The organism is Bacteroidota bacterium (assembly GCA_016183775.1).
GTDB lineage: Bacteria > Bacteroidota > Bacteroidia > JABDFU01 > JABDFU01 > JABDFU01.
Window position 1 is genome coordinate 26,012 of record JACPDY010000022.1, and the last position, 11,611, is coordinate 37,622.

11 protein-coding genes are annotated in these 11,611 nt (G+C 41.7%); 6 read left to right on the forward strand and 5 right to left on the reverse strand.

Annotation, left to right across the window (positions count from 1 at the left end):
* Positions 1-68: 68 nt before the first annotated feature.
* The 5 genes from HYU69_03050 to rodA are packed head-to-tail and all read left to right on the forward strand — an operon-like array spanning position 69 to position 5,641.
* Entirely contained in the window at positions 69-1,091 is a 1,023-nt protein-coding gene (locus tag HYU69_03050; protein MBI2269314.1) for a rod shape-determining protein, read from the forward strand.
* A 42-nt stretch (positions 1,092-1,133) separates the two neighbouring features.
* Positions 1,134-1,973 (forward strand): rod shape-determining protein MreC, encoded by an 840-nt coding sequence (gene mreC, locus HYU69_03055; GenBank protein ID MBI2269315.1) that lies wholly within the window; start codon positions 1,134-1,136, stop codon positions 1,971-1,973.
* 2 nt (positions 1,974-1,975) lie between these two features.
* The gene (mreD, locus tag HYU69_03060; protein ID MBI2269316.1) at positions 1,976-2,494 is read left to right on the forward strand and encodes a rod shape-determining protein MreD; all 519 of its coding nucleotides are present in this window, start codon (positions 1,976-1,978) and stop codon (positions 2,492-2,494) included.
* Positions 2,491-4,350, forward strand: coding sequence for a penicillin-binding protein 2 (mrdA, locus tag HYU69_03065; GenBank protein ID MBI2269317.1), 1,860 nt, complete (start codon positions 2,491-2,493; stop codon positions 4,348-4,350). The genes mreD and mrdA overlap by 4 nt, the downstream gene beginning before the upstream one ends.
* Positions 4,351-4,375: 25 nt before the next feature.
* Positions 4,376-5,641, forward strand: a complete 1,266-nt coding sequence (gene rodA / locus HYU69_03070) for a rod shape-determining protein RodA (protein MBI2269318.1) — start codon at positions 4,376-4,378, stop codon at positions 5,639-5,641.
* Here the strand turns inward: rodA and gap are convergent.
* From gap to HYU69_03090, 4 genes are all read right to left on the reverse strand, one after another.
* Positions 5,638-6,633 carry a type I glyceraldehyde-3-phosphate dehydrogenase gene (gene gap, locus HYU69_03075; GenBank protein MBI2269319.1) on the reverse strand — a complete coding sequence of 332 codons (996 nt, stop codon included), beginning with the start codon at positions 6,631-6,633 and terminating at the stop codon, positions 5,638-5,640. The genes rodA and gap overlap by 4 nt on opposite strands.
* A gap of 257 nt (positions 6,634-6,890) precedes the next feature.
* Positions 6,891-9,041: a T9SS type A sorting domain-containing protein gene (locus HYU69_03080; GenBank protein ID MBI2269320.1), complete on the reverse strand. Its 2,151-nt coding sequence runs from the start codon at positions 9,039-9,041 to the stop codon at positions 6,891-6,893.
* A 188-nt stretch (positions 9,042-9,229) separates the two neighbouring features.
* Complete coding sequence (gene lipA, locus HYU69_03085) at positions 9,230-10,111, reverse strand: lipoyl synthase (protein ID MBI2269321.1); 882 nt, start codon at positions 10,109-10,111, stop codon at positions 9,230-9,232.
* 6 nt (positions 10,112-10,117) lie between these two features.
* Complete coding sequence (locus tag HYU69_03090) at positions 10,118-10,879, reverse strand: hypothetical protein (GenBank protein ID MBI2269322.1); 762 nt, start codon at positions 10,877-10,879, stop codon at positions 10,118-10,120.
* A 65-nt stretch (positions 10,880-10,944) separates the two neighbouring features.
* On the opposite strand from HYU69_03090, the gene HYU69_03095 reads away from it, so the two are divergent.
* A complete protein-coding gene (locus tag HYU69_03095) occupies positions 10,945-11,352 on the forward strand; it encodes an OsmC family protein (protein MBI2269323.1) in 408 nt (135 codons plus the stop codon).
* 82 nt (positions 11,353-11,434) lie between these two features.
* Here the strand turns inward: HYU69_03095 and HYU69_03100 are convergent, their stop codons facing one another.
* Positions 11,435-11,572, reverse strand: a complete 138-nt coding sequence (locus HYU69_03100) for a hypothetical protein (protein ID MBI2269324.1) — start codon at positions 11,570-11,572, stop codon at positions 11,435-11,437.
* Between the last annotated feature and the right edge of the window lie 39 nt (positions 11,573-11,611).

Consider the following 11,611-nt stretch of genomic DNA (forward strand, 5'->3'; position numbering starts at 1 on the left):
AAAATTATAATTAACAGGTTACGATTTATTAAATCCTAAATCGCAAATCCTTAATCCTAAATAAAAACATGGCCTTTAATTTTTTAACCGAAGAAATAGCGATTGACCTTGGCACCGCGAACACCATTATTATTCACAATGATAAAGTGGTGGTTGATGAGCCTTCGATCGTGGCAATTGACCGTAATAGCGGAAAAGTGATAGCTGTCGGCCGCCAGGCGCAACAAATGCATGGTAAGACCCATGAGAATATAAAAACGATACGCCCGCTGAAAGACGGGGTAATTGCCGACTTCCACGCCGCTGAAGAAATGATCCGTGGAATGATAAAAATGATCCACCCCGGCAGACGCTTGTTTACACCTTCTTTACGGATGGTGATTTGCATTCCATCGGGCATCACAGAGGTAGAAAAACGGGCGGTACGTGACTCTGCCGAGCACGCAGGCGCAAAAGAAGTTTACCTGATACATGAACCAATGGCAGCCGCTATCGGTATCGGCATTGATGTTGAAGAACCTATGGGTAACATGATCATTGACATAGGTGGCGGCACCAGTGAGATCGCCGTTATTGCGCTTGGAGGTATTGTGTGTGATAAATCGATACGCACCGCAGGTGATGAATTCACAAGCGACATTGAGGAATATATGCGCAGACAGCATAATATTTTAATCGGCGAACGCTCCGCTGAACGTGTAAAAATTGAAGTCGGAGCCGCTATGACTGAGATTGATAATCCTCCACCAGACTACGCTGTACATGGACGGGATCTGATGACCGGTATTCCAAAAGAAATTTATGTTTCATACGTTGAAATCGCACATGCCCTCGACAAATCGATCTCAAAAGTTGAAGAAGCTATTTTGAACGCCCTTGAGATGACGCCTCCTGAGCTTTCGGCCGACATTTATCGTACCGGCATATACCTGGCAGGCGGAGGATCCATGCTGCGCGGCCTGGATAAACGAATTTCATTAAAAACAAAGCTGCCTGTACATGTTGCGGAAGACCCGCTTCGTGCGGTAGCCCGTGGAACAGGTATCGCATTGAAAAACATTGACAAGTTCAAGTTCCTCATCCGTTCATAATTAAATTTGATCCTGTGCTGTATGCACCACTATATTTAAACCATGCGCAACCTCGTATTATTTTTATGGAAAAATAATTTTACGCTGTTGTTTGTTTCCCTTGAGGTCATCTGTGTGTTTTTTCTTGTTCAGAATAATGCATACCACCGAACCAGTTTTATCAATTCAACAAATAAAATAAGCGGGGGTATCTTTCAGATGTATGCCGATGTTAATGACTACTTTAATCTGAAATATACGAATGAACAATTGTCGCGTGAAAATGCATTACTTCATACGCTCTCAACATCTTCTTTCATCAACACTTCCGCGAATCACTATACGGTGAATGACAGTTCCCGTAAGCAAAAATATGAATACATCAGCGCGCGCGTGGTTAACAATTCTACCAATCGCCGGAACAACTATTTAACCCTCGACCGGGGAACTTTACAAGGTATAAAACCCGATATGGCGGTAGTATCTACCGACGGGGTGGTTGGTGTAGTAATAAGCGTATCGCAAAACTTCAGTTCAGTAATGTCGCTCCTTCACAAAGATTCAAGAATAAGCGCAATGCTTAAAAAGGACGGCAGCTTCGGGCCTCTTGCATGGGAAGGTGATGATTACAATTACGCTACATTAACGGATATTCCTAATCATGTGAAGTTGAAAGCAGGTGATACAATTGTAACCAGTCCGTATGGCTCAACTTACCCCAAAAATATTCTGATCGGCACAATAGACAAATTTGAGATCAGATCTGGTGAGCCTTTTTTTACGATCAGGGTCAAATTGTCTACCCAATTCAAAAAATTATCATATGTGTATATCGTTAACAACACTATGAAAGCTGAGCAAGACAGCCTTGAGGCTGTATCACAAAAAGATAAGAAAGACTAACAGTGCTAAACGAGATCACAAGAAATACCATTCGCTTTATCCTGTTGTTGCTAACACAGGCACTCATCATTAAAAATGTTGAGCTGGGGCGTTTCATAAATCCGTTTGTTTATGTACTCTTCATTATCTCCCTTCCATTCGAAACACCCAAGCCATTGTTATTGATATTGGGCTTTATCATGGGACTTGCGGTTGATATGTTCTATGACACACCCGGAATGCACACGGCAGCCTCAGTTTTTATGGCCTTTTCCAGGCCCGTTGTTTTTAAATTTTTTGCGCCGCGTGAAGGATACGAGGTCGGAATGCAGCCAACAATACGATACATGGGTACTCCGTGGTTCATTTCCTGCGCAGGAGTCCTGATCATATTGCATCACCTTGTATTATTTTACATTGAGGTTTTTCGTTTAACTGAATTCTTTTCTACATTTTTCAGGGTCATCATGAGCAGCCTGTTTACATTGGGATTATGCATACTGATCCAATACTTCTCAACCAAGAGCAGGAAAGGTGAATGAATAACCAGCTGGCAGATAGAAAATATATTGTTATCGGTATTATTGTTTTTATTGGTATTGTATACATTTTCCGGTTATTCTACCTGCAGATCATTGATGAAAGCCTGAAACTCGATGCCAAGAACCAGGCCTTCCGCTATGTCACACAATATCCTCCGCGCGGCTATATATTTGACCGCAAAGGAAAATTGCTTGTCTTTAACGAGGCGGCATACGACCTGATGGTCTTACCCAAACAGGTCAAAAATATCGACACTGCTCTGTTATGCAGAATCATTGGGATAGACAGGGAATCCTTTATGCGAAGAATGAAGAAAGCAGTGGAAAAGCCAAACTCCCCGCGCAAGCCTTCCATTTTTGAAAAGCAGATATCGGCCGAAACCTATGCCGCTTTGCAGGAAAAACTGTACCGCTTCAAAGGGTTCTTTGTGCAGTCACGTACCCTGAGAAAATATCCGTATCCCACAGCCGCGCATCTCCTCGGATATGTTGGTGAGGTAGACAAAGCGATTACTGATGCAAACCCTTATTACAAGGATGGTGACTATATTGGTATCAGCGGCATTGAAAAATCATACGAAGAAGAGCTCCGCGGTAAAAAAGGCGTTAAGATAATGATGGTGGATGTACACAACCGCGAAAAAGGAAGTTTTATGAATGGTATATACGACACCCTTTCCATTCCCGGCAAAGGGCTCACCTGTACACTCGACCGTGAGTTGCAGCGATACGGCGAACTGCTTATGCAAAATAAATTCGGCAGTGCTGTTGCAATTGAGCCTTCCACCGGCGAAATACTGGCGCTTGTTACCAGTCCTACTTATGATCCAAACCTGCTGGTCGGCCGTACACGCTCGAAAAATTATGCTAAACTTGCACTTGACACAATTGCTGTCCCACTGTATAACCGCGCATTAATGGCCTCCTACCCACCCGGTTCAACATTTAAACTGATCGATGCCCTGATCGCCCAACAGGAAGGTGTGCTTAACCCGGAAACACGTTATCCATGCGCAAGAGGTTATCCTCCCCTGGGTGGCAAACCAAAGTGTCACCCACACAGTTCGCCTCTGGCCTTATACGAATCTATTTCTCATTCCTGCAATTCTTATTATTCTTATGTATTCAAAAGCATTGTTGATAATGATAAATACCATTCAACTACGGAAGGCTTTGAAGCCTGGCGCAATTATGCGCTTAGCTTTGGGGTGGGCCGCAAGCTGAACACCGACTTACCAAACGAACTACGTGGACTTGTGCCAACAGTAAAATATTACGATAAGGTTTTCGGGAAAGGCTCATGGAAATCATCAACTGTTATTTCGCTGGGAATTGGACAGGCGGAATTATTGATAACACCTCTTCAGAATGCAAATGTGGTAGCGACAATCGCCAACCGTGGATTTTATTATATTCCGCACATCATTAAAGCCATCAATAACAATCCTGACCACCCTAAGCTTCAACGCTTCAAACAAAAACAATTTCCTTTGGTAACCGACACAGCCTATTTCAATAATGTAGTCAAGGGAATGGCATTCACAGTTGAAAGCGGCACAGGAGCTTCTGTTAAAATAAAGGATATTACCATGTGCGGCAAAACCGGTACTGCTCAAAACCCGCATGGAAAGGACCATTCGGTATTTGTAGCCTTCGCGCCAAAGGATAACCCAAAGATCGCTGTCGCCGTATTGGTTGAGAACGCGGGCTTTGGGGCGGCATGGGCCGCCCCCATTGCCAGTCTGATGATCGAAAAATATATCAGGGGATACATAACGCGACCCGATATGGAAAAGAGAATGTTTGAAGGAAATCTGATCGAAAATGTAATGCAAACAAATAAAAAGAAGAATTGATCGTGTAAATTACGAACCATCAGATATGCCAACCAGAAGTACAAACAGACTTTTCGCAAACGTGGACTGGATAACAGTCGGGATTTACCTTGCGCTCATTTTAATGGGTTGGGGAAATATTTATGCCGCTGTTTACAATGAGGATCACGCAAACATTTTTGACATAAGCCAGAAGTATGGAAAACAAATGCTTTGGATCTGCACCGCCTTTGTCATTGCAATCATTATCCTCATCATTGACTCAGAGTTTTATACGGCCTTTTCATTTCCTGTTTACGCTATCTCTATTCTCTCTCTTTTACTGGTATTGGTCATTGGCAAAGAAGTGAAAGGAAGTAAATCATGGATATACTTTGGTAATACAGGTGTTCAACCCGCTGAATTTGCCAAATTTGCGGTCAATCTCGCGCTGGCAAAATTCCTCAGCCGGATGAACATCAAAATGACCGATCTGTCGACCAAGATCTATTCAACAATAATAATTCTCTTGCCCATGCTGATAATAATATTGCAGCACGAAACAGGTGTTGCGCTTGTTTATGCTGCTTATATTTTTGTTTTATACCGGGAAGGCTTGTCGGGTAACTTTTTGTTGCTTGGCGTTTCCGCCATCATACTCTTTATTGTTTCATTGCTTTTCAATAAATATTATGTTATTGCGGCATTAGCGGTTCTGGCTATTATTGCGTTCTTATTAGTGAAGAAAAAAAGAAATAATATCCTGGTAATTATTGTAAGCCTTATCATTACCAGCGGCATTGTGCTGGGTACCGATTTCGCTTTCCGTAAACTGGAAGGCTATCAAAAAACACGCATCAATGTTTTTCTTGGAAAAGAGATGGACAAAAACAAAACCGGCTATAATGTAAACCAGGCTAAAATTGCAATTGGCTCAGGCGGCTTTTTGGGAAAAGGCTACCTGGAAGGAACGCAAACCAAATTTGATTTTGTACCGGAACAGGATACCGACTTTATATTTTGCACGGTCGGGGAAGAATGGGGGTTCCTTGGGTCGACCGCCATAATAGGATTATTCATTACGTTAATCATACGTATTATTTTTATGGCAGAGCGGCAACGTTCACCATTCAGCCGTATTTACGGATATGGAGTCGCCTCTATCTTCTTTTTTCACCTGATGATAAACGTAGGGATGACAATAGGTTTGGCGCCGGTAATAGGAATACCACTTCCCTTTTTCAGTTACGGCGGATCTTCGTTATGGTCGTTCACGATCCTCCTGTTCATTTTTATCAAACTGGACTCACACCGCTTACAAGTGTTCCGCTAAGAAATACGCTGAATGAGATCAGCCAGCCGGTTGGAGTAACCCGCTTCATTGTCATACCAGCCCATAACCTTAACCATATTACCTACAACCGAAGTAAATTCGGAATCATACACACAGGAATGAGGGTTCCCTACAATATCTATTGAAACAATAGGTTCATCGCAATAGGCAAGTATTCCTTTAAGGCTGCTCTCGGAGATTTTTTTAAACGCCGCATTTATTTCATTAACGCTTGTTGGTTTTGCCAATACACAGGTAATATCGGTTATGGAACCATTAGGAACCGGCACGCGAATGCCACAGCCTCCTACTTTCCCTTCAAGATGGGGAAAAATTTTGGTCACCGCCTTGGCGGCACCTGTTGAAGTAGGAATAATGGAAAGTGCTGCCGCACGGGCCCTGCGCAGGTCTTTGTGCGGCGCATCATGCAAACGCTGATCACCGGTGTAGGAATGAATCGTTGTAACATAACAATCTTCTATTGTCCACAGATCATCCAGTATTTTTATCATAGGCGCGGCGCAATTCGTGGTGCACGAAGCGTTTGAGAACAACACATCACTCTTTTCAATCAGGTTGTCATTCACGCCCAGCACGATGGTTTTCACATCACTATCGGTTGAAGGGGCCGAAATGACAACCTTTTTCGCGCCAGCCTGCAAATGTTTTGACGCACTTGCCCTATCGAGATTATGGCCGGTGGCCTCGATCACCACATCCACTCCGTGTTTTTTCCAGGGTAAAACGGATGGATCTTTTTCGGCATATACGTTTATTTTGTTCCCGTTAACTATTATATACTGGCCTTCACTTCCGATCACAGCATCAATGATCCCATGCACAGAATCATACTTAAGCAGGTGCGCAAGCGTTTTACTGTCTGCCAGATCGTTTATAGCGACAACTTCAATTGAGGGCCTTTTCATCAATGCCCTGAAAGTTGTGCGGCCAATGCGGCCAAAACCGTTTATTGCAACTTTAATTTTTGTCATTTTGCAGAACTATTTATTTATCAAAGGTAGTCAGAGTCTGTTTATGTTTGATATTTTTTCTACTCTTCATTTCGCCCTCCTAAATCGCAATGTCATTAAGTTAAGCCCTTCGGACTTATCTCAACAAACCATTACTTTTAATTTAACGACTTGGCCTAAATCGCCCAATGGAAATTCGCATTTAGGCAATTTAGGGGGCAAAGCAAAAGGGCATCCTTATAATTAAGAATGCCCTTCACCGTTAAACTTCAAAACAACTAATCCAACAAAATAAACTTTTTTACAGCAATATTTTTATTATCAATATTCAGGCGGATGAAATACATTCCCTTAGCTACACTTTGCTTACTTATTTTATACGCATAATCCCCATCATCCTGCATTTGATCTACCAGCGTTTTTACTTTGTTTCCTAAAATGTCATAAAGGCTTAACTCAACATCCTGCTTTTGATCGATGTGATAAGTGATGGTAGCTGATTCATTGGCCGGATTCGGGTATACCGAAAGTGAATTAACAGAATTCTCATTTTCAATAACTCCAACTTTGCGATCCGCACTGATATTTATATCATCAATATATAAATTGTTTGAATAAGGGCTACTGTTATATTGAAATTTAAACCGGATATTACCTTTCGCAATTGACGGAGACAATAGCACACTCTTTATCTTCCACAATGATGCATTATTGGGTACGTAGGACGTGCTGACACTTCCGCCAGTAAGGAACGACGCACCACTCAGAGTTGTATCTAATGTCCAGTTTTTCCCACAATTAGAGGAGAAATATATTTTAAGAGATTCTGTTATGTCAGCCGATTTAAAGGCCTTTGTCGCATAAGAATACCAGAAATTAAGGTATATCGGATTAACTCCTGTTAAATCAATTGAAGGAGTTATAAATTCATCTACATCGCCGGAACCACTGCTGAAAGGGAAATTAGGATACCCACTCGGGAAGAATGAATTAAGCATAATTGATTTTGAACCTGAATGTGAAGCTGTGTTTGTCAATTGCCAGCTGGAAGAGTTGTTGATATCAACCGGCTGATTAATAACAAACCAATCTGAATCAAACTCGGCGGCATTTTCAAAATCTTCAACAATTGTACCTGTGCGCTGGCTTGCAACAGGATCACTGATAAATACCTGTTTGGTAACTGTTTTTGTATCCGATCCATTTGTATTTGAAACAGTAAGACTGACTGTTTGCCAGCCTGTAGTGTTAAATACAACACTTTCATTTTGCAGGGTTGAAGTGGATGGAGTTGCGTTACTAAATGTCCATGTACGGTTATCAACCTGGCCATTCCAGGATACATCATAAAAAAGGAAATTAACCCCGCTGCAGCCATAATTTCCGAACGAATAAAAATCGGCTATGGGGGCACAGGTCGTAGTAACAGAACCATCAACCCCTGTAGCAGCTAAGTTGGCAGGTGTCCACAAATTACTTCTTCCGGCCACAGAGCTGTTTAATGTTGCTTCCATTGCAGCCTGTTGGCCAAGTGTAAACATTTTTCCGCAATAGGAGTAATCCATATAATTTTCTACATTTTCTTTTATCCCTATAGTACAAATATCCGTAATAGATGGACAAGTTGTAAATCCTTTTGTTATAGGAGTGTCACTGATTCCATCATCACCACATGTCACACCTGCCGTTTCTCCGGAGGAGTTCCAGGGATGAAATAAACTTAACCAGTGCCCTATTTCGTGGGTTAATGTTCTTGATTTATAAGCACTTGAAGTACCAATGCTTCCAACATAATCACTTAGCGACATAACTCCATCTAATGGGCCGTAAAAACCATCCGAAGAAGTCGGAAACTGAGCATATGCAGCAGCACCTGGCCTATCTTTAAGCACAGCGGCGGTCCATATGTTAAGGTATTTTTCTTTAGGCCATGCATTAAGTTTCGCGGCACTACCTCCAGCATAAGTTTGCAACGATTGAATCCGCTCTATCCCATTTGTACATTTTCCATCAGGATCTTTTTTCGCAAGGCGGAACTCAAATTGGCAATTTGCAATTAACGGCTTAAATTCAGCTTGAACAGTGGCTGTATCAGCATTCAGCTTTTGAAAATCACGGTTAATAACGGCTATCGCGTCATTGATCTGCGCGTCAGAAATATTCTCAGCCCCATAATTGTGAATAACATGGAATACAACCGGAATTATATATTTAGCAACAGAAGATGTTTTGGCAGCAGCGCGTTTCTGAGCAAAATCAGCCTGATATTTCTGAAACTCTTCCATTTGCTTCAGGAGCTCCGGGTGTTCCTTTATTTGCTTCTCAAGTAATTCAGAAGTACCGCATGGATTAATATTCTGAGAATGTACAATGCCAACATTTAAACAAAATGCAACACTTACAGCAGCAAAAAGCAACTTTGATTTCATGTGTATTATGTTTTAATAAGTTTTAAATACGTCAGGTAACTTCATGCCTTATTTCTAAGGGTTTTAAAAATACAAATTAATTTAAGATTACAACAAATCTGGCCTTGTTTTTAATGCAAATTATTTAACGGTTGGTTTAAGCCCATGAATTGCGAAAACGTTGAGTAAACGGAGAAAAGTCTCTGTTTTTAAAACACATGCCTTTCAGCATGGTAAGAAGAGCGCACGAGCGGGCCGCTTTCAACATATATAAAACCCTTTTCATGAGCAATCTGCCCGAGGCGAGCAAAGATATCGGGGTGAACGAACTCAGTAACAGGCAAATGCTTTTTGGTAGGTTGAAGGTATTGTCCGAGGGTTAAGACATTGCAATCAACACTTCTCAGGTCATTCATCGTTTCAATTACTTCGGTTTCAGTTTCACCCAAACCAAGCATAACACCACATTTTGTACGCAACCCGGCTTCTTTGGCTCTTTGCAACACCTCCAGGCTCCTGTCGTATTTTGCCTGTACCCTCACCTGCCTTGTCAACCGCCTTACTGTTTCCAAATTATGAGATAATATATCCGGTTTGGCATCAAGCACCACCTGAAGATTCTCCCAGTTTCCCCTGAAATCAGGTATTAATGTTTCAAATTTTGTTTCGGGACTAACCTTACGGATGGCATAGATGGTCTCAGCCCAAATATGAGCACCACCATCCTCCAGGTCATCGCGATCAACCGAGGTAATTACACAGTGTTTTACATTCATTAACCGCACCGATTCCGCAACCCTGGCGGGTTCATTTTTATCGACGGGCAAGGGTTTTCCTGTTGCTACTGAACAAAATCCACAGGAGCGGGTACATATATTTCCCAGTATCATAAAAGTAGCCGTACCCGCACCCCAGCATTCGCCCATATTCGGGCAGTTGCCACTCTCACAAATAGTATGCAGCTTGTGTGTTTCAACTATTTTACGAACATGCAGATATTCTTTGCCGATCGGGAGTTTCACTCTCAGCCAATCGGGCTTTTTGCGGGCAGGGACTTCCTGAACAGAGGTATTGTCAACTAATTCGGCCATCGGTCATTAAAACCATTTTTTACCGTATATGAGACTGATGTATATGGAAGGGAACAGCTGGTAGTTATTTGTATATGCCATTATAGGCACTACTTTAGGATAAGCGTCAAGCGTGATTCCTGTTTCTATGACTTTAATATCATTACGCAGATCGGCATACTCAAAACTGAGTGCAAATTTAGCATATCCGCCCGGGAAGAATTTCGTCTCATCGAATCCTTTAAAGTAAGGGGCGCGGCCATATATCTTATCGAATGTATGTTCATTCGGATCATATTTTTCCGTTGACAAATTAAACTCACTGTTAATATTTGTCTGGTGGAGTATTTCAAGATAAACGGGCTTGGCTAAAGCAATAGAAGCTCCGAGATAAGTAGAGTAGCGTATCTCAACGCTTTTTCGCTCCGCTTTGCGGAACAGCACATTCTGAAAACCAATACCAAAACGGGGAATGATAATTGAATTAAGTTTCCCATAGTAAAACCCTTTTGAGTTTTCAAAATAGGGATTAACGCTCTTTATTTCTTTAGGATGACTCATATTCACAAGCTCCACTTCCAATACGCGTTTACGTGTACCGGTTACGTGTTTTGCCCTGCGATAGGTCATTCCAAACCCATTGGAATGGGCCAGCAAACCAAACACCGCTTCATTGCGATACATCACATTGATATCTACCCCGCTTTGAACCAATGTTGTTGCATCCTGGGCAAAAATAAAGCCGGAAACAAACAGCGAGACAGAAGTAATTATGATTTTCCGAAACATCGGTATACCTTTACAATTAGACTAACAAATATATTAAAATAACACCTCAATACCCAATTAATACCATGCAAACTTCTGTCATAAAATACCTCGGCAACCTCAGGACTGAAGCCATCCACAGGCAATCGGGCAAGCAGCTGATCACGGATGCTCCGACCGATAACCAGGGTAAAGGAGAAGCGTTTTCACCCACAGATCTTTTGAGCACTTCGCTGGGATGCTGTATGTTAACAATTATGGGAATTATAGCCAACCGTCATGCCATTGACATGACCGGTACACAGGTTGAAATAACTAAGATCATGAAATCTGATCCAAGGCGGGTCGGTGAAATTATTGTAAAAATGATCTTGCCAAAAAACTACAGCTTGAAAGAAAAGGAATTACTTGAGAATGCAGCCCGTACCTGCCCTGTTGCGAAAAGCCTGCATCCCGATCTTAAACAAACCTTAGACTTTGTTTATCCGGGATAAATTTAACGGATCGGAAATGCCAAAAAACAAACGACCATGATCCGTATAGAATCATGGTCGTTTACAATAAGTTTATTATCTCTCAGGAATTTTTCACCAAAGCCTGATCATTAATATTTGGTGCTTTAGTATAAGCCGGGCATTTTTCGTGTGTTTTACAAGAGCTTAAGAAAACAATGAATAACACCGCAATAGCTGCAATAACAGTTATCTTTTTCATATATATCTTTTGTTTAATTTTTAAAGTTAATGATTATTT